Origin of the sequence: Sabulibacter ruber, from assembly GCF_017355955.1 — a bacterium.
Classification (GTDB): Bacteria; Bacteroidota; Bacteroidia; order Cytophagales; family Hymenobacteraceae; genus Nibribacter; species Nibribacter ruber_A.
Genome location: NZ_JAFFID010000001.1, coordinates 1236374 through 1256271, shown reverse-complemented (window position 1 = coordinate 1256271; position 19898 = coordinate 1236374). Strand labels below are relative to the sequence as shown.

The following is a 19898-nucleotide window of genomic DNA, read 5'->3' as shown; positions in this document are numbered from 1 at the left end:
TTATGGAGCTAGAGCCTTTTACGATAAAAATATAAAAACGACGGTGAAATTGAGAGTTGTTTTATCGAAATGATAAAAATAAAACCCAAGATGATTTCCGGGGAGTCAGTCAATACTTCAAAACGCAGCGGCTTGGCTCTCTGAACTTTTTTGAGGTAAAAACCCGAGGTTCTGTTTCAAGGCTGATTTCTGTAAAGTAGGGCAGAAACCAGAACCTGAGAAGCTCTATTGCCGCCAAGTCGTTTTAAGGACGTTTCCCTGAAACAAGGCTAAAAACAGCGGACTCATTCTTCCTCCAGCAAGTGGAGATAGTGTTTTCAGGAGGGTAAGCATAGCCACAGGCGAAATAGCTCAGATTTGCCTTTGGATATAATTAATAGTAACTTAAATTAAATCCACTTTAAAGGGGTTTTCAGTGAGGAAAGGCACCTGTCTTACCGGCCTTCCCTGATCTTAAGTTTGGCAATCCCTGCCAAAAAATGTCTTTCCGGGCTACACGCATCAGTCGTGTCATGTAAGTTTCTTTTCCTGCCCATCCTTCTTTACCTGAAAAGTCATGAAAAAGTCCGTTTTACTCTTTCTCCTCTATCGGTGTCTGGCCGCAGGATTCCTGTTTCTGCTGTGCTTCCCTGCGCTGGCCAGGCAAGAAGGAACAAATGAGATTCCCATCACCACCAAATCAGCCGAGGCCCGCCAATACTTTCTGAAAGGCCGGGAGCACATGGGCAACATCAAGTTTGAGCAGGCCACCGTGGCCCTGGACAAAGCCCTGCAGCTGGACCCAGATTTCGCCTTCGCCCATTTGCTCAGGGCCCAAGCCTCAAGGCAAGACCGGAAAAGTTTTTTCGACCATTACAACAAAGCCCTCGCCCTGAAAGGAAACACCTCTGAAGGCGAGCAGCTGATGATCAGCCTCATGCAGGCAAATGTGGAGAACAGACCCACCGATGCCGTGAGTACCCTGAATAAACTGGCGCAGCGCTACCCCAATGACAAGTACGTGCACCTGATCAATGGGCAGTACGCCTATACCCAACACAACACCGACAAGGCCATTGAGCATTTCAACAAGGCCGTGGCTTTGGACCCCAACTTTGGAGCAGCCTATAATCTTTTGGGCTACGCCTACACCGAGAAAGAAGACTACGCCAAAGCCGAGGAGGCGTTCAGGAACTACATAAAAGCCGCCCCAGAGGAAGCCAACCCGTATGATTCCATGGGCGATCTGCTCACCAAGCGGGGCAAACACCAGGAAGCCATCCAGAACTACAAAAAAGCGGCCTTGCTGGACCCTGGTTTTAACGTTTCCCTGACCAAAGTGGGACATAATTACCTGCTCATGGGCCAGCCCGAGGAAAGTCGTAAGGCCTACCAACTGGCCGAAAGCAAAGCCACCAACTATATTGACAAAGTGGACAATATGATGGCCATGGCCGAGTCTTACCTCTACGAAGGCCGGTACAAAGAAGCCCTGCAAGCCGCTGACCGGGGCATCAGGCTCCTGCAACAGAACAAGAACAACAATTACCTGGCTTGGGTCTATCTGCAACAAGGCGAAGTGTACACCCAGATGAATGACCTGCCCAAAGCGAAAAGCAGTCTGGCTCACCTCAGCACCCTTAAAAACAGTGCTGACCTTACCCCTTACCAAAAAGCCAACCTGCAGAACCGGCAGTTGTTCGTGGAAGGCCTGATGGCCCTCAAAGCCAAGGATTTTGCGCAGGCCTCGGCCAAAGCTGAGCAAATGAAGACGAACGCCAACATGGATCAGCTGCTGGAGTACCACAAACTGATGGGCATGATCGCCTACAAACAGGGAGACATCCAAAAGGCCCTTACCCACCTGGCCCAAGCCGACCAGAACAGTCCGCGCGTGCTGTGCTATCAGTCCCTGGCCGAAGCCAAAGCCGGTAACGCTGAGAAAGCCGCCCAACTGGAGCAGAAACTGAACAACCTGAATGAGCCCGGCCCAGAGTTCGCGTTGGTCAAAGGTTCCATGGCCAAAGCAAAATTGGCGTCCACTAAATAACGATAGTTGAAGGTCAAGGTAGTATTTGTTCCCCATTCCTGTGAAAGAATAGGAGTGGGGCTGCTGCCTTTTGTTACTTGAAAAGTAGGGTTCAGAAATGGCAGGGGAAAAATACTAGAATCTTAAAGTTTTAGTTTGCTGCTACTCTCCCGCAACCCGTGCCTGGATCTCAGGAATACCTTTTTTTACCTTTTTACCACCAAAAATTCCCCTTCTGTATTTACGTGCGCCACGCTAGGTAGTACCACCTGGAAGATGTTCTGACTTGGTTTCACCCACTCTCATCTTAACCAAAAGAAGTATGCTTCAAATACCTACATTCCAACGTAAAGCAGTTGGTTTTGCCCTGAAATGGATAAAAGGGATTCTAATCGCGTTTGCTCTGCTGCTCTTCTCCTGCGAAGAAGAAATTCAGCCCGATCCGCTTCCTGATCTGCAAGCCGAAGGGCTGTCAGAAGTGAGAGGCGGGCCCTTTACCATTGTGAAACCGGGCAGGTCCATTCAGAAAACCGTGGACAATGCCTCGGCGGGAGATATCATCCTGATTCTGCCCGGCCTTTACCGCGAAGCCATCACCGTGAACACTCCCAAACTCACTTTGATTGGCAGCGGGAAAGTGGTGATAGAGAACCCAGGGGAGGAGGAGAACGGCATCACGGTGCAGGCGAACGGCGACGGGTTCAGGTTGTACAACGTGACTCTCCGTAATTTCGAAAGCAACGGAGTCTTCATGATCCGGGCCGATGATTATGTATTGAGTTATGTCACCACCGTCAACTGCGGGGATTACGGGTTGTTTCCGCTTCTGTCTAACCATGGCCGCATTGAATATTGCGTAGCTAAAGGCCACACCGACAGCGGCATTTACATTGGGTTGAGCGAGGACACGGAACTGCGCTTCAACAAAACTTACGAGAACGTGATCGGGCTGGAGATTGAGAACTGCACCCGGGTAGTGGCCCAGCATAATTCAAGCTATAACAATACCGCCGGTATTTTGGTGGTTTTGCTCCCCGGGTTCAGCGTTACCAGTGCGTCAGACATCCTGCTCCGGTACAATCGCGTGGTAGACAACAACTTGCCTAACTTCTCCGTGCCGGGCGGAGGGTTTGAGAACTTTGTGCCCACCGGAGCAGGCATTCTGGTGGTGGGCACAGATAATACCACCCTGGAACGGAACCTGGTGATGAACAACAATTTTCTGGGCATTGCGGTGGCAAGCACCCGCTTACTGGGCGGTTTGGCCGGATTACCGCCTGAAGCCTTTGACCTGATTGACCCCGACCCCGACGGAACCCGCATCCGCTACAACGTGGTCCTCAAGAACGGCGCTTCCCCGCCCACGCTGCCCCTGCCCATTCCCGGGGTAGACCTGTTCTGGGACGGCTCCGGATCCAATAACTGCTGGTACGGGAATCAATACGACACCAGTTATCCGGCCTCGTTGCCCAGTTGCCAGGGAATTTGAAAGCCTGCGAGATGTTCAGCCCCTTCGTGAGACACTTGCCGAAAGTGCAGCGCGAAGGGGCAATAATTCTATGACTTCCTTCCTATCCGGCAGACGTACAAAAAACGGCAACGAGGCAGTAGCCCTGTCTTGGCTATCGCCTGGTCTCAGATAAGTTAAGGCCGCAGGTCATCTGGGGGAGAGTACAAGTGTAAAAGGTACAGGATAGGATCTTGTGTCACCGAAGTGGCCCTTCTTAGAGTAAAAAAGAATTTTATTAAAATATAATAGGATATAATCTTGTATTTTGATAGAAAGTATTAAATTAGTCCTGTAGAATATAGCTTTTCACAATATTTCTGGCCGGAAATATTGTGCCAGTACCCGTTTGCGCCGAAAGGTGCAGAAAAGAAATAATTATATTCCTTTCGGCAAAATACCAGGTGTAAGCAGTGAGCAATTTCTCTGCTTCGGGATTGTTTTGCCGTTGAGTTGAACTTCTCCTTCCGTTCTCACCGGAAGATCCGCCCCGCCTCCTCCACCCGGAGGAACGCTCCTTTCAGACTTTCCTTCGTGTATGACTTTCTTTCGCTGCGCTCCTTATTGAAGAGAATGGGCTTTATGTCGTTCCGGTTCATAGTGTTTTTAGGCTGTTTTGGGTAAAAGAGCCTAAAAACGTTCTCGGGGTAGTACAAGGTCAAACGCAGTACCTGATCCCTGCCCAGAAAAGGCCACCCCATCAGAAGGAGAGGGGCTTTCTGGAGGCTTATAGCATGAAAACGATTCACTTGTCCGGTTCCTTAACCTTTGCCGTCTGTGATTTCCCACGCCCTCAAGATTCTGGTTTCTGAGCTCAATACCTTCTTTGAGGGCATACAACCGGCCGTGGAAGACACCGTGGTGCTGGGCAACATCGCTACCATGGAATCGCCCACGGGCACAGACAATGCCGAGATACGAGACAAGGTAGTAGTTACTTTGGTAAACCTGCGGGAGGAGAAAACCCTGAAGAATTCGCCTTACTCCTTCGCCAACAGCGCCACCTTGAAGACCGAGTATTTCAACCCGCCGGTATTCGTGAACCTGTTCGTACTTTTCTCGGTCACGGCCAGCAAATACGAAAAGGCTTTGACGTACCTGTCGCGGCTCATCCGGTTTTTCCAGACCAAGAACATTTTCACCCACCTCAACAGCAATATTGGCGTGAACGGTGAATTCATTGACTATGACCGCCTGAGTGAGTTCAAGCTGATTGTGGACCTGTACTCGCCCACCTTTGAGGAGCTGAACCACCTTTGGGGCACCTTGGGTGGGAAGCAGTACCCCTCGGTATTATACCTGATGCGCCTGCTGGAACTGAAACAGGAAACCGTGACCGAAGGCGGCTCCCTGATTTTGGAGACAAATGAGAAAATCGGCTATAAAACGCACTAACCTGAACGCCCGTGGAGACCTCTAGCCGCCGCTTCCAGAAACTCCTGGCCATGGATATCTTCCACCACTTCTTCCTGGACGAGGGCGGAAAAGTGTTTGACGGAACCCAACCCCTGCCGCCGGTGCGCCTGGCGCAGAAACTGAAGGTCTATGACGTGCGGGAGTGGCTGCAGATAGAGCCCGACGAGGCCACCCGCAAAACCCTGCAAACCCATGGCCTTCTGCTCAAACCCACCAAAACCGGCTTCCAGGTACTGGCCCAACTGGCCGATGTGCTGCCCGGGACCCGCAAACCCCAGGTGAAACTGGAGAAAGTGACGCTGGGCTTCTGGCTGAAGTGGAGTAACCCCAACGTGCCGGCCCAAACGGCCCTGGCGTACCGGACCAAGCCGACGGGAGAGAGGGGTTTTTACCTTTTCGGGAACCAATGGGCCCGGGTCTTGGGGGGAGCTTACCCCAACCTCGGTTTGCCTTTGCCCACTTACCGGGCCGAGGAGGAATACCTGCCCGGCGACCTGGTGCGGAAAGATGGGAAACATTACCTGTCCATTGCCAAAAGCAAGGGTGCTGCCGTTACTGATGCCGCTTTCTGGAAACCCACCGATGCCAAAATCAGCTACGCCAGTCGGCAGAGCCTGCGCACCCCGGCCGATGCCCTGCCGCAAGACGTGTGGGGCAAAATTGAGATTTCGGGCCAGCCCGGCCTGAGCAACTACAGCCTCCTCACTGGCACCGGCGACCTGAAGAACTCCCAGGTGTACAAACTCCATTTGGACAAGATGTGAAACTGCACGAACTCTAAAACCAGTCCTTAACCCAACCCAGCCATGTTGAACCTTTCTACCCTGCGGGTGCCCGGTGTTTACATTGATGAGGTCCCCAAATTCCCGCCCTCTATTGCGGCCGTAGACACGGCGGTGCCGGCGTTCATTGGCTATACCCAACGCACCACCTTCACGGGCAAGGACTACGCGCTCACCCCGGTGCGCCTGGAGTCTCTGGTGGAGTTTGAGGAAATGTTCGGGGGCAGTCCGCCCTTGAATGTGGCGGGCGTGGACCTGAGCGTGAACAACACTGTGAAAACGGCTACTGTTGAGAGCACTTATTACCTGTATGACAGCCTCCGGATGTATTTCCGTAACGGAGGCGGCAAGTGCTACATCGTCTCGCTGGGGAAATTCCTTGATCCGTTCGTGGCCGCTGACCTGGCCACCGGCGTAGAAAGCGCTCTGGCCGAGCTGCGGAAAGAAGACGAACCCACCCTGATACTGTACCCAGATGGCATCAAACTAGCCCCGGACAAACTGGGCGATCTGCACAAGGTCACGCTGGAACAGTGTTTCAACCTGAAAGACCGGTTCCTGATTGCTGATGTGAAGATCGCGAACCCCTCAGACGAAAAATACCGCAAAACCGACATTGACACCTTCCGCACCAACATTGGCATGGGCAATCTGCAGTTTGGGGCCGCGTACTATCCGTATCTGCGGGTGAATTTGCCCCGCCAGGTGCGCTACCGCGACGTAAAAGGGAAAGTTACCAAGTTTGGAGCCACAGTTGACTGGGCTGCTGAATTTGTGGACCCCGCGGATGGTACCACCAAGAATAACCTCACAGAATTAGATAACATTGTCACCAGTTCTCAAAAACTAAACAGTGCCTTAACCACCTTCCTGGGTACCAATTCCTCGCTGGAGGAGATGTACCAGGTGCGCAAAGCAGACTTTTACAGCGCCATTACCGCGCTGGCCGGCAACTACGCAGACATCACGGCGGTGAAAACGACCTACACTGCCGTCTGGGACTTTACGTACCAGATCATTGACCGATTCATTGACCAAAGCCTAAGAACCGACGCATCGGCTTTGCTATCTGGCTCATTGAAGACAGATTTATTATCCCGTGTGATCTCGGTTACCAATACGCTCCCGCTGTACATACAGCAACTGTTAGGGGTGGAAGTGCTTTCGCGGGATAAAAAAATAGTCGGAAACCCAGGTATAGCTAGCATAAATGACCAGGGTGGCCGCGCCTGGGACACAGTTACCTTGAAAACTGCCATTACCACTGGTTTAGCAAACCCAACCGACTCCACTGGGTTCACCTTCACCGCCGATGCCTCAGGCAACACAAACGTAGACCGCGAAGACGCCGTGAAAAACCTACGGGAAATCATAGAAAAACGAGGCGATTCCATTTTTAACGGCCTGTACACGCTGCTCACCAACCTGCTGCGTGATGCCCAAACCTCAGAAGAAGCCGCTGAGGCAGACATTCTGCGCCGGATTCCGGTATTAGGCAACGTGATAACTTACCTGAAGGAACAAACCGCCCTGTTGCCACCCTCCGGGGCTATTGCCGGCTTGTACGCCCGTGTAGATGCCGCCCGGGGTGTCTGGAAAGCACCCGCCAACGAGAGCCTAGTCAACGTGGTGGGACCATCTGTGAAGCTGGAGGAGTTGCAGAACGGGGAGCTGAACGTGGATGTGAACTTCGGGAAGTCCATCAACGTGATCAAGGCCTTCACCGGTAAAGGCACGCTGGTGTGGGGCGCCCGCACGATGGCCGGTAACAACAACGAGTGGCGATACGTGAGCGTGCGCCGCTTCTTCAACATGGTCACCGAGTCCAGCAAGAAAGCCACTGAGCAGTTTGTCTTCGAACCAAACGATGCCGGTACCTGGGTGAAGGTGCAGGCCATGATCGAGAACTTCCTGACCACGCTCTGGCGGCAGGGAGCCTTGCAGGGCGCCATCACCGAGCACGCCTTCTACGTGGCCGTGGGCCTGGGCAAAACCATGACTCCGCTTGACATTCTGGAAGGCCGTATGATAGTGGAGATTGGCCTGGCGGTGCTGCGACCCGCCGAGTTCATCATCCTGCGGTTCTCCCATAAAATGCCAGAAAGTTGATCTCCTGTGCCTCAGCACTAAGTTCCGGTAAAGGTCTTTACTACTTACCCTTTATTTTTTAAGCAGAAATGAGTGAATGTGAAGGCAGGTTTCGGGGCTGTTTGCAGGAAAATAGCCCCAAAACGGCTTCTCCCCAATTTCGGCAGTTACCTCAGAAAATGCCCTGCGGCGCACTGTCAAGGCAATGGCCGAAGCTCCAGATTCGAAATGCAGTCTGAGGCTGTTTTGAGGAAATCGGCCCAGAAACGTGAGTACTAACAGATTTTCCCGCTGATCACCAAACGTAAACCAAGAGAAAGAGATGGCCGAGTATCCATTACCCAAGTTCCACTTTGAGGTTGAGTGGGGCGGGACCAAAATTGGCTTCACCGAAGTCACGGGCCTCACCACGCAGTTAGACCCCATAGATTACCGCGAGGGGCACAGCCGCTCGTACGGCAAAATTTCCCAGCCGGGCTTGCCCAAAAACGAGAAGATCACCCTCAAGCGGGGCACCTTCCAGGGCAAAACCGATTTCTACGACTGGTTCAACAAAACCAGCCTGCTAGGCAAAGTAGAGCGGCGCGACATCACCATCAAGCTGCTGAACGAAACCCACGAGCCCGTCTTTGTCTGGAAAGCCCTCAACGCGTTCCCCACCAAAGTGCAGGCCAGCGACCTCAAAGCCGACGGCAACGAGGTCGCCATTGAGACCATTGAAATCGCCCACGAAGGCCTGAGTCTGGTGAAATAACAAGTTGCCATGGAAGGGTACTATCCGCCGGTAGGGTTCCATTTCAAGGTGGAGTTCACCAACGTGAGCAACGTAGACAACGACACACGTTTCCAGTCGGTGACGGGTTTGTCGGTGGAGTTTGACACTGAGGCCTTCAAGGAAGGCGGCGAGAACCGGTTTGAGCACGTGCTGCCCGTCCGGACCAAGTACCCCGATCTGGTGCTCAAGCGCGGCTTCCTCACCAAGGATTCCAAGATCTTTGCCTGGTGCCAGGACGCTTTCCAGCGGCAGACGTTTATGGGCGCCACGCTTTTAATCACCCTGCTCAACGAACAGCATGAGCCGCTCAAGAGCTGGAACGTGGTGAATGCCTGGCCCCGCCGGTGGTCCGTCACCGATTTCAACGCCGAGAACAACAGCCTGGTCATTGAGACCCTGGAACTGCGCTACAACTACTTCACCGTTAACTAACCCGCCCATGCCGGTAGAGATAAGAGAACTGCACATCAAAGTGGTGGTGACAGAAGGCGCCTCGGGGAGCACGGGTGCTGGATCTTCCGGGGCGGCGGGCATGGCTACTTCGGCCATGGGAGGGGAGGACCGCGAGGCCTTGATCGCCGAGTGCGTGGAGCAGGTGATGCATTTGTTACAGGAACGGGAGGAACGCTAACGTTTGGCACCTATGGCAGACACCGGCAAACTGGAGAAACTCAAAATCATCGCCTACCGCGACGCGGACCTCAACGACGGCTCCAAAGTAGGCGAGTACAATGCCTTGGTGAACCCCGAGACTTACCAGCTGGACTACAAGATTGAGTACAACGACGGCCAGGGGCAGGGGACCAGTGGCGCGCAGCCCAAGTACAAGCACACCAAACCCGAGGAGTTCTCCTTTGAATTCCTGTTTGATGCCACTGGCCTCATCGAGGGCAGCCCCTCCGGCGACATCTGGGGTGAGCTGAAGAACTTCAAACAGCTGCTGGTAGATTATGACGGCGCCATCCATCAGCCGCGCCACTTCAAGCTGGTGTGGGGCGTGAGTTTGTTTAAGTGCCGCCTGACCTCGCTGCAGATCACGTTCAAGCTCTTCAAACCCGACGGGACGCCCATCCGGGCTGTGGCCAAAACTCAGTTCAAGGGCAGCGTAGAGGAGAACCTGCGGGTGGCCAAGGAGAACAGCCAGTCCCCGGACCTCACCCACGAACGCCAGGTACTGGCCGGCGATACGCTGCCGCTGCTGTGTTTCCGACTCTACGATGATCCCCGCCGCTACCTGCAGGTAGCCAAAGCCAACGGCCTCACCAATTTCCGGCGGCTTGCCGTCGGGCAGACCCTGTTCTTTCCGCCCGTAGCCAAATGACCAGCCCCCGAACCTTGCCCACCTCAGCCTCGCCCGATGTCTGCACCTTCCAGATTTTCTCCGAAGGCACACAGGTATCGGAGACCGTGCACATGGTGTCCATCGTGGTGAGCAAGGAAGTGAACCGCATTTCCACGGCCACCCTGGTGATGCTGGACGGGGAGGCCGCCGCCGAAACATTCGCCCTCAGTGACCAGGACCTGTTTGTGCCGGGCAAAAAAATTGAGATCAAGGCCGGGTACCGGGGGAAGGACGACACCATTTTCAAAGGAATTGTGATCCGCCACAGCATCAAGGTACGTAAAAACGGTTCTTTCCTGACGGTGGAGTGCAAAGACGAAGCCGTGAAAATGACCGTGGCCCCGCGCAGCCAGTACTACCATGACCAGAAAGACAGCCGGTTGGCAGAAGATTTGCTCAAAAAGCACCGTTTGGCCAGAGAGGTGGAGGAAACCAAATTCACCCATCCGCAACTGGTGCAGTACCACGCCACCGACTGGGACTTCCTGCTCTCCCGCCTGGACCAGAACGGCCTGATCTGCCTGGTAAGCGACGGCAAGGTAAAAATTGAAAAGCCGAAATTAGAGCAGGAACCGGCAGTGACCTTGCAGTTCGGCGCTACCTTGTTGGAACTGGATGCCGAGATAGACACGCGAGTTCAGCCTACGGGGCTCAAGGTGCAGGCTTGGGACCCAGCTTCGCAGGAAATGAAGCAGGCGGAAGGCATGGAGCCTAAAAGCAAGTTGAACGGCAATCTTACTTCAAGCCAGTTGGCCAAAGTGGTGAAAGCCGAGCTGCAACCCGAGCCGCAGAGTGGTCATTTGCCGGAGCCGGTTTTGCGCGACCTGGCCAACGCCAAACTGCTGAAACACCGGCTGGCCAAGATCCGGGGACGGGCGCGGTGTCAAGGTTTGGCGCAGTTGCTGCCGGGCCAAGTGGTGGAGCTGAAAGGAGTGGGTGATCGGTTCAAGGGGCCGGCTTTCGTGTCGGGGGTGCGGCACCAGATCTCCAACGGCAACTGGGAAACCGATGTACAATTGGGCCTGAATCCCGAGTGGTTTGCCCAGACCGCCCACCCGGCAAACGCGGCGCAGCCATACCTGGGTATCACAGGCTTGCAGGTGGGCGTGGTGACCCAACTGGAGAAAGACCCGACTGGTCAGGACCGAATCAAAGTCCGTTTGCCGGTGATCAGCCAGAAAGACGAAGGCATCTGGGCCCGATTGGTCACCCTGGATGCCGGGGAAAACCGTGGCACCTTTTTCCGTCCGGACCTCAGGGATGAAGTGGTGGTAGGTTTTTTCAACGGCGATCCCAACCAGGTGGTGGTGCTGGGCATGTGCCACAGCAGCGCCAAACCGGCCCCGCTCCCCCCCGCGGATCTGAACCACGAGAAAGGCTACGTTTCCCGCAGCAAGATGAAAGTGCTGTTCCATGACAAGGACAAGACGCTCACCATTCAGACACCGGAGGGCAATTCCTTGCTTTTGAGCGAGAAGGAAAAGCGGGTGCAGTTGCATGACCAACACGGAAACCAACTGGTGCTGGACAAAAACGGCATCACCCTCAGCAGCATCAAGGACATCATGCTCAAAGCCACCGCCGACGTGAAACTGGAAGGAATCAATATCTCGGCCAAAGGAAAATCGGCCTTCAAGGCTGAGGGCGGGAGCGGCAACGAACTCTCGGCGGGCAACGGCATGGCCATCGTGAAAGGAGGTACGGTCATGATCAACTGAAAAAAATAGCCAGGTTAAAGACTTGAAATGGACCCACCCATTTTTCCCCTGTTTTCCGGAAAATGGCCCGGAAACGACTGCTTTGCTTTGAATAACCTCACAGACCAACCCTTGAAATATGCCACCTGCCGCCCGAGTCTCTGATCTGCACGTCTGCCCGATGTCCGATGGACCTAAGCCCCACGTGGGCGGTCCCATTTTGCCGGCCGGGGCGCCTACGGTCCTCATCGGGGGAATGCCCGCAGCCCGGTTGGGGGATCTGGCCACCTGCGCCGGTCCGCCCGATGCTATCATCAAAGGCTCAGGTTCGGTCTTGATCGGGGGCATGCCCGCGGCCCGCATGGGTGATTCCACGGCCCACGGCGGCACCATCACCATGGGGTTCGTCTCGGTGCTGATCGGCGGCTGAGAGGAACCTGAAATCGACCTACTTTCTCGAAAACAGCTTAAAAACCGAACTGCCTGAGATAGACCTCTAGACCAATGCGCTGAGAACCTATGGCCTTCACACCAACCCAAAACTTTCTGGGCCGCGGCTGGAGCTTTCCACCCACCTTTGACCACCTCAGCGGCCAGGTGGACATGCTGGAAGGCGTAGCCGATATCCAGAGCAGCCTCCACATCCTGCTCACCACCATGGTGGGGGAGCGGCTTATGCAGCCTCGGTTTGGGTGCAACCTGGAGGAGATGATCTTTGAGTCGCTGGACACCACGCTCAAAACCCAACTCACAGACAAGATCGAGACAGCCATTCTCTACTTTGAGCCCCGCATTGACCTGGAACGGGTATTCCTCAACACCACCCGCGAGCTGGAGGGACTGCTGCTTATTGAGGTAGACTACCGGGTGCGCACCACCAACTCAAGGTTCAACTTCGTGTTCCCCTTCTACAAAACAGAGGGTACCGAATTGCTGCATTTCCTCACCAACCCGCTCCAAACCGATAACGCCCTATGAGCTCGCCCTGCGCCCATATCGTCCATCCGCAGATGGTCTCCCGCGAGGGCACGGATCAACCCGGCCGGACCAGCGCGGCGCTTGCGCCTTCCTCGGTGCCGGTGGAGGAACACGGGGTGGCGGAATGGCTGGTCTACGCGCAGAACCTAAGCGAGCACCTGCGGTTTTACGGACCCGATAACCAATACCGTAACCAGAACTGGAAAGCGTTTCTGGGGAATGATGTCTCAGCGGTTCTGGCTTTGGCGGCGGTCCAGAACGTGGATGCCTACCGGAATCAGCTCAACGGTTTGTTGAACAAAGGAATCCGGCAGGAATTGGGAAAACAGCCCGTAAACGAAGACAACCTGAAAAAAGCCTTTGCCCAGGTCTTCAGCTACGTAGCCACGCTGGCCTGGAGTCTAGATAAATTGTGGCAGCGGTTGCCTGCCTCGGTACCGTTGAAAGCCACGCTGCAAAACCTCATCCAGAGCAAACTGGCCCTGGAACTGCAGAAACTCAAAGCCTTCCATGTCGCCGCCGAAGCGGAGGATTTGTTCGATGAGACCGAGGTGCCGCAGTGGATGATTCTGGGCGAGCAGCTGGCCCCGGCTTCCCAGACGCTGGCCCAGCCTTTCTCCGTGCTCTGGACTTCCGCGGCCGTGGTAGATGCCCAGATTTTCGGACCTACGGCTCCCGGCGAGACGGCCCGCAAGATCTACTTCGCCATCAATCATTCTTTTTTCGCGGCCACGCTGGACCAGTTCCTGCGGGTCTATGCGCGGGTGGTTTCTGATGCCCAGCAGCAATTCCAGGCTTCCCTCACGTCCCGCGAGGACCATGCCCCGCAGATGACGCTGCTGCTGGCGTTCCTGCAGTTGCTGCTCTATAACCGGGAGCACCTGAACACGCTTTCGGCGCGGCACCTGGATTTCTATTACCAGGAAGTACTGCAACTCACGCGCAAACCCGCCCAGCCCAGCCAAGCGCACGTGGTGGTGGAAATGGCGCGGCACGTCACACACGAGATCCTGCCCAAAGGCACTCTGTTCCAGGCCGGGAAAGACAGTAGGGGGCAGGAAGTGGTGTTTGCCTTGACGGAAGACTTCGTCCCGAACCAGGCCCGGCTGACTTCATTCATATCCATGTACCAGGCCACCGAGGAAGATGAGCAGAAGAAAGGAACCGGGGTAAACTTGCAGAAAGGTTGGCTGTATGCTTCCCCAGCCGCCCATTCTCTGGACGGGACGAGCAAGGAACCCGTGCCGCCGGAGCAGGGCTGGCCTTTTTTCGGGAACAAACAGTACCGCCACGGCAAACTCACCCAATTGGCCATGCCGCCGGCTACCATCGGGTTTGCCGTGGCCTCGCCGCTGCTGTACCTCACCGAGGGAACCCGCACGATCACCCTCAAGCTGTTTCTCACGGGCGCCGCACTCAGTCTGGAGGATTATTCCGCCGCCATCAAGGCCCAGGTGACCACGGCCGAGGGGTGGCACCCGCTCTCGCTCATCAGTCCGTACTTCTGTTTTCAGGAGGAATGCGGGAACAAGCTGCTGGTGTTGAAGGCGAAGTTGCAGCCCGATGAACCCGCCACCGCTCCCTTCCACCCCGAAATCCATCAGGCGGCTTATGACACGGCGCACCCCGTGTTGAGTGTCCATATCCAGCCCCAACCTGGGAAGGAGTACCTGTACGAACTGGTGAAAGATGCCACGTTGACCAAAATAGAACTCACGGTGGAAGGGCAGGGGCTGCGGAACCTGCAGCTGTACAATGATTTCGGGATGCTGGACCCGGCGCAGCCGTTCATGCCATTCGGGCCACTGCCCCAGAAAGACGCCTCGCTCATCATCGGGCACCCCGATGTGTTTCTGAAAAGGAACGCCACCATTTCGGCACTCAGCATCAACTGGAAAGACAAACCCAGTGCGGTCTCCACCAAGCCCATCACCATCCAGAGTCTGCAGCAGGGACAGTGGCAAACCAAAACTGCCTCGGCGGACCTGTTTGAGCTGCCGGCCATTTCGCTCTCGGCTGAGGACCAGTTGCCGCTGGAGTACGGTCTTCGGCCCGACTACACTGCCGCCAGCGTGAAGGGATTTCTGCGCCTGAAACTGAACGAGGACTTCGGCCACAGGAAATACCAGAAAGACCTCACCGATTACCTCATTGACAAAGCCGGGGGCGAGGCCAAAGCCAAGAAAGACGCCATTCAGGCCATTCTCAGTTCCAGCGCCGAGGCCGCCGACAAGGTCAGCCAGATCCAGACCAGCCTCAACACCATGGCCCCGGCCCCCACAGAACCTTACACACCGGTTATCGAGCAAATCGCCCTGGATTACTCCGCCACCGCTACCGTGGATCTGACTTCCAAGGACAGCTTCCTTGGGCGGCAGGTGCAGTTTCTCCATGTGTATCCGTACGGGCAGAAAGAGGAGCATCCCGCCTTGAAGCGGATTGATCTGCGCGAGTCTTCCGTTTTGGGGCTGGTTCCCGTATTTCAGCGCAAAAATGTGGAAGATCCTTTCTTCAAGGTGGAAGAGGAAGACGGTTCCGTTAAGGACTGGCTCACGCACGAAGGGGAGTTTTACCTGGGCGTGGAAGGGGCTACGCCGCCGCAGACGCTCTCGGTGCTATTCCAGCTGGTGGAAGGCTCGGCCAATCCGCAGGTGAAAAAACCCGATCAGCACGTGCATTGGAGCTACCTGGCGGGCAATCATTGGGTGTCGTTCCAGAAGGAGCAGGTGAGTGATTTCACCGGGCAGCTGACCCGCTCAGGCATCATCCGGTTCCAATTACCCAAAGCAGCGAACCACGAACACAGCCTATTGCCCTCCGGACAGGTATGGCTGCGGGCGGCCGTGCATACGGCTAGTGAGGCAGTCTGCAGGGCGGTGGCGGTGCTGCCCCAGGCGGCGTTGGTGGTGTTCCAGGACCAGGGCAACGCCCCTGATTTTCTGGCCCGGCACCTGCCGGCGGGCAGCATCAGTAAACTGGTGGAGCCGCTGGCCGGGGTGAAGAAAGTGGAGCAGCCCTTCGCGTCGTTTGGGGGAGCCCTGGCCGAGACGCCGCCCCATTTTTACCGCCGGGTGAGCGAGCACCTGCGGCACAAGGACCGGGCCATCACCCTCTGGGACTACGAACACCTGGTGCTGGAGGCGTTTCCGCGCATCTACAAGGTGAAATGCCTGCCGCACACCCGCTACGAGCCCACCGGCACCACCGGAATTTACAATGAAAAGGCGCCGGGGCACGTGACGGTGGTTTCCATCCCGGATCTGCGGCAGCGCAACGCCGTGGACCCGTTGCAGCCGCTCACCAGCGTGGGCGAGTTGGAGGAAATCAAAGCGTTCCTGCGCCAGCGGCTGTCTTGTTTTGTCACGCTGCACGTGCGCAACCCCATTTTTGAGCAGGTGAAGGTGAAGCTGGAGGTGAGTTTTTTCCCGCAGTATGATGTCTCGGCCTACTCCCAATTGCTGCGGCAGGAGATCACCCGGTTCCTGTCGCCGTGGGCGTACGGCCAGGGGCAGGATCTCCGTTTCGGGGGCAAAATCTACAAATCTACCTTAATCGATTTTGTGGAGGAGCGTCCCTATGTGGACTTCATCACCCAATTCCAGTTGTACCATTTGCCGGGGCAGGGGCTGCCGGAACAGGAAGTGGAGGAAGTCAGGGCCACCAAGGCGTGCTCGGTACTGGTGTCGGTGCCGGAGGAAGAGCACGGGATCACCGTTCTGGAAGAGGAACCCGAGGAACTGGAGAAAGAAAAGTGCGGCTGCTGAGAAAATACTCCACTTATCACACCCCACCGAAAATCCGCAGCAGGATTTCAAACCACCCGCAGGATGCAAGAGCCCATCACCATACCGCAAAACCCCCAACTGCTTCCCAGCGAAGATTATTACTTCCTGCGGCAGAAAGGGCTGGAGTTTATTGAGCGATTGGGAAGCCAGCACTGGACAGATTACAATATTCATGACCCCGGCATCACCATCCTGGAACTGGTCTGCTACGCCAAAACGGACCTGGGCTACCGCACCAGTTTTGATATCAAAGACCTGCTGGCCGAGCCGCTGGCCACCGGCGGCCACGATCAGGCTTTTTTCACCGCCGCCGAGATCCTGACTAACAGTCCCTGGACCGTGAAGGATTACCGGAAAGTGCTCATTGATTTGCCCGACGTGCGCAATGCCTGGTTGTTCTGCAAAGAGTGTCCCTGCGAGGTGCCGGTGTACGCCAACTGTAAGGTCGGCACGCTCACCTACGCGGCCACCGACCAACCGGTGGTTCCGAAGGGAACGTATGACGTGCTGCTGGAAATGGAGGAAGACGCCCAACTAGGCGATTTCAACAACGGCAAACTGAAGCAAACATTCTCAGTGTTCCTGGCTTCGCAAAGCCGGTTTGTGACCACGCTGCTGGAGGTGCGGTTTCCGGCCTGGGCGCAGGTCTTAGAAGAATATCCGCGCTACAGGAATTTCCTGGCCGAGAAAAGCGCCCTGGTGGAGAACGGCGTCACGGTGACCAAAATTGCGAAAATGACTGCGCCCGATACAGACTTGTTGGGCGGCACCGTTTCTGCCCGCGATCTGCGCCTGCCGCTGCTGGTTTCCCTGGCAGTCCGTTTCTTACCCGATCAGGACGTGCCCGCCAATGAGGAAACGCTGGTCCTGGAGAACGTGCCGTTCACCGTTTTCCCCGACAGGGAAGATCCGCGCCGGAGTTTTTCGGTGGCTGATTTCAGGGCAGAATTCGAAAATACGGCCCAAAACAGCCTGCTGCGCAACTACCACCGCAAACTGGCTCGACTCCAAAACCTGATTCAGGAAGCCAAAGCCACACTGCACGCCCAACGCAACCTCTCGGAGGATTTTTGCCGCGTGACCACGGTGGCGGTAGAGGACATTGCCGTCTGCGCCGATGTAGAACTCACGCCCGAAGCCGATATCGAGAAGGTGCTGGCCTCCATCTATTTCGAGATAGAGCAGTATTTCAACCCGGCGCTCCGGTTCTATGGCTTGCAGGAACTACTGGACAAAGGTATGCGCGTGGAGGAGATCTTCAACGGTCCCACGCTGCAGCACGGCTTTCTCAAAACCAAGGAAGTAGCGGCGGCCCAGCTCCGGAAAAACCTGGACACCTCAGACATCATCAACCGCCTGATGGAGATCGAGGGCGTGGTGGCCATCCGCAACCTGGTGCTGGCCCGCTACGACGCGCAGGGCCGGGCCGTGATGCCCAGCGAGCCCTGGAAGCTGGCTTTGACGTTCCGGCACCAGCCGCGGCTGTACCTGGAGCAATCCAAAATCCTGTTCTTCAAAAACGAACTCCCGTTCCTGCCCGCCAACTGGCAGGAGGTCTGGGCCACCCTGCAGCAGTTGCGCAGTACCGCAGACACTGAAAAATGGAACCACGGCCCCCTGGACCTTCCCGTACCCACCGGCACCTTCCACGATTTGCAGGACTATTTCCCGGTACAGTACTCGTTTCCGCTGGCCTACGGCATTGGTTACGAGGGCCTACCTGAGCAAGCGACTCCTTTGCGGAAGGCCCAGGCCAAGCAGCTCAAAGCGTACCTGTTGTTTTTTGAGCAACTGCTGGTGAACTATCTGGCCCAACTGGCCAACAGCTACCGACTTTTCAGCCTGGACCCCACCCAGAAACGGAGCTACTTCAGCCGGTTCCTGGACAATTCTGTCATCCAGAACATAGAAGGAGGCGAGGGTTTGTACGAAGGACTGGACCTAAACCGATTGAACCAACTATCTGAGACCGAGGAGGAGGGCCTGCGCCGCAGAAACCGGTTCCTCAGCCACCAACTGGCCCGTTTCGGGGAGCAGTTCTCTGAGTATGCCCTCTTGCTTTACACCTTTGACACCAACAGCGGGAATGGCGGCGGACCCATGGCCTGGGAGCGGCAGGTGCAGGAAAAACTGCTCTCCGTTAAAGCCTTGTTTTTGCAAAAACTGCCCCAAATCAGCGCCAACCGGGCCCGCGCCAGTGACTACTACAATCCGCCGGGCTTGGGAGCCGCTGACAATGCCTCGGGCCTGGCACAGCGGTTGGTGCTCCTGTTGGGCCTGCCCGAAGACACCGTGCTGTTTGTGGTGGAGCATCTGCTGCTGCGGCCGCGCCACTATGGGCAGGTGCTGCTGCCCGTCTGCCTGGACCCTAACTGCGTTACCTGCGGCGAAGAAGACCCCTATTCGTTCCAACTCACGCTAGTGATGCCGGGCTGGCTGCCACTGTTCCGGCACCTGGATTTCCGGAGGTTCGCCGAGCGGCAGATCCAACTGGAAACCCCGGCCCACCTGATGCTCAAGATCTGCTGGGTGGGCAACGAGGTGTGCCGGGGCGAGGGCGACGAAGCCATCCTCTGCCAATTGCGCCGCAGCCTGGAAGATCACCTGACCGATCCTTCTAAATTGGAGGAATTGGAACTGCCGCTTTGCCGCTACGCCGAAGCGTGGCTGGAGGCCTACAACGAAGCCTTCCGGCAGGAATACGTCATCGGTAATTACCAACCCCTGACGATGGAGGTGCTGGAACGGCTGTTTGACGAATTGCTGCCCACCCACGGCCCTGACAAGGAGCTGGAACCGGAGCTGAAAGACACCTTCGCGCAGGCGCTGAAGACCACGTTGGCCACCTATTTCCTAGGCAAGGAAAGCTGTTTTAAGTTCAACCTGTTCCGGAAAAACTGGGCCGCTTGGGGCGCCGAGTTCCTGCTGCTGGACCCCAACGAACCTGCCTTGGAGAAACAGGTGGAAGCCCTTTTAACGACTCATTTCCTGGAAACAGGCGAAAAGCAGAAGCCCGAGACCCTCTGTCACTGTGCCGTGGCCTTAGCCTCCGCCTACGGCGATGCCCTGCGCGTCTGGCTCGAAGTAGAGGAAAACCAAAATACCGTGCTCAAAGCCGCTGATTGGCGCAAGCAGATCGCTGACCTGTTCACCCTTTCGTCCACAAACAAGCCTGAAATCTGCCCCGCCTTGCCCGGCACCTTCTTCACCAAACTGAAGCACCTGCTGGTGGACTACTACCGCAACAAGCTGAACTTCCTGCAGACCCACGCCCGGCTGGTGCGCCAGTTGGGGGAACTGAAGAGCATCTACCCACCCGCCACCCTCCACGATTGCGAAGACGGAAATGATGACAATCCCGTTCGGCTGGATGCCACCTTTCTGGGTTAAGAGTTTTAAGTCTGTTTCGGGGCGGTTTCAGGGAAATCGGCCTTAAAACAGAATGAGCACAAAGATCAGGTTTGAGCGGAGAGCTTCGGGAATAGATCAAAATCGAAAGGTGGGGAGGTTTGTTTGGGGG

14 protein-coding genes are annotated in these 19898 nt (G+C 55.9%); all 14 read left to right on the top strand.

Going from position 1 to position 19898, the window contains the following annotated elements; translation table 11 throughout:
* The first annotated feature begins 556 nt into the window (after positions 1-556).
* The 14 genes from JT719_RS05160 to JT719_RS05095 all read left to right on the top strand — a co-directional run bounded on the left by JT719_RS05160 (position 557) and on the right by JT719_RS05095 (position 19768).
* Positions 557-2029, top strand: a complete 1473-nt coding sequence (locus JT719_RS05160) for a tetratricopeptide repeat protein (protein ID WP_207431424.1) — start codon at positions 557-559, stop codon at positions 2027-2029.
* A 301-nt stretch (positions 2030-2330) separates the two neighbouring features.
* Positions 2331-3497, top strand: a complete 1167-nt coding sequence (locus JT719_RS05155) for a parallel beta-helix domain-containing protein (RefSeq protein ID WP_207431423.1) — start codon at positions 2331-2333, stop codon at positions 3495-3497.
* Between the two features lie 795 nt (positions 3498-4292).
* Positions 4293-4910, top strand: coding sequence for a Pvc16 family protein (locus JT719_RS05150; protein WP_207431422.1), 618 nt, complete (start codon positions 4293-4295; stop codon positions 4908-4910).
* A gap of 11 nt (positions 4911-4921) precedes the next feature.
* A complete protein-coding gene (locus tag JT719_RS05145) occupies positions 4922-5695 on the top strand; it encodes a hypothetical protein (RefSeq protein ID WP_207431421.1) in 774 nt (257 codons plus the stop codon).
* A gap of 42 nt (positions 5696-5737) precedes the next feature.
* Positions 5738-7822 (top strand): phage tail sheath family protein, encoded by a 2085-nt coding sequence (locus tag JT719_RS05140; protein WP_242693076.1) that lies wholly within the window; start codon positions 5738-5740, stop codon positions 7820-7822.
* Positions 7823-8123: 301 nt separating this feature from the next.
* Entirely contained in the window at positions 8124-8555 is a 432-nt protein-coding gene (locus JT719_RS05135; RefSeq protein WP_207431420.1) for a phage tail protein, read from the top strand.
* 9 nt (positions 8556-8564) lie between these two features.
* Positions 8565-9008, top strand: a complete 444-nt coding sequence (locus tag JT719_RS05130; RefSeq protein WP_207431419.1) for a phage tail protein — start codon at positions 8565-8567, stop codon at positions 9006-9008.
* Positions 9009-9015: 7 nt separating this feature from the next.
* Positions 9016-9207, top strand: coding sequence for a DUF5908 family protein (locus tag JT719_RS05125; protein WP_207431418.1), 192 nt, complete (start codon positions 9016-9018; stop codon positions 9205-9207).
* Positions 9208-9219: 12 nt separating this feature from the next.
* Positions 9220-9897 carry a CIS tube protein gene (locus JT719_RS05120; RefSeq protein ID WP_207431417.1) on the top strand — a complete coding sequence of 226 codons (678 nt, stop codon included), beginning with the start codon at positions 9220-9222 and terminating at the stop codon, positions 9895-9897.
* Positions 9894-11636: a type VI secretion system tip protein VgrG gene (gene vgrG / locus JT719_RS05115; protein WP_207431416.1), complete on the top strand. Its 1743-nt coding sequence runs from the start codon at positions 9894-9896 to the stop codon at positions 11634-11636. Before JT719_RS05120 ends, vgrG begins: the two co-directional genes overlap by 4 nt.
* A 160-nt stretch (positions 11637-11796) precedes the next feature.
* Complete coding sequence (locus tag JT719_RS05110) at positions 11797-12045, top strand: PAAR domain-containing protein (RefSeq protein WP_242693075.1); 249 nt, start codon at positions 11797-11799, stop codon at positions 12043-12045.
* 89 nt (positions 12046-12134) lie between these two features.
* Positions 12135-12593, top strand: a complete 459-nt coding sequence (locus tag JT719_RS05105) for a GPW/gp25 family protein (protein WP_242693074.1) — start codon at positions 12135-12137, stop codon at positions 12591-12593.
* Positions 12590-16357 carry a baseplate J/gp47 family protein gene (locus tag JT719_RS05100; protein ID WP_207431414.1) on the top strand — a complete coding sequence of 1256 codons (3768 nt, stop codon included), beginning with the start codon at positions 12590-12592 and terminating at the stop codon, positions 16355-16357. The genes JT719_RS05105 and JT719_RS05100 overlap by 4 nt, the downstream gene beginning before the upstream one ends.
* 63 nt (positions 16358-16420) lie before the next feature.
* Positions 16421-19768, top strand: a complete 3348-nt coding sequence (locus JT719_RS05095; protein ID WP_207431413.1) for a hypothetical protein — start codon at positions 16421-16423, stop codon at positions 19766-19768.
* Positions 19769-19898: the final 130 nt, after the last annotated feature.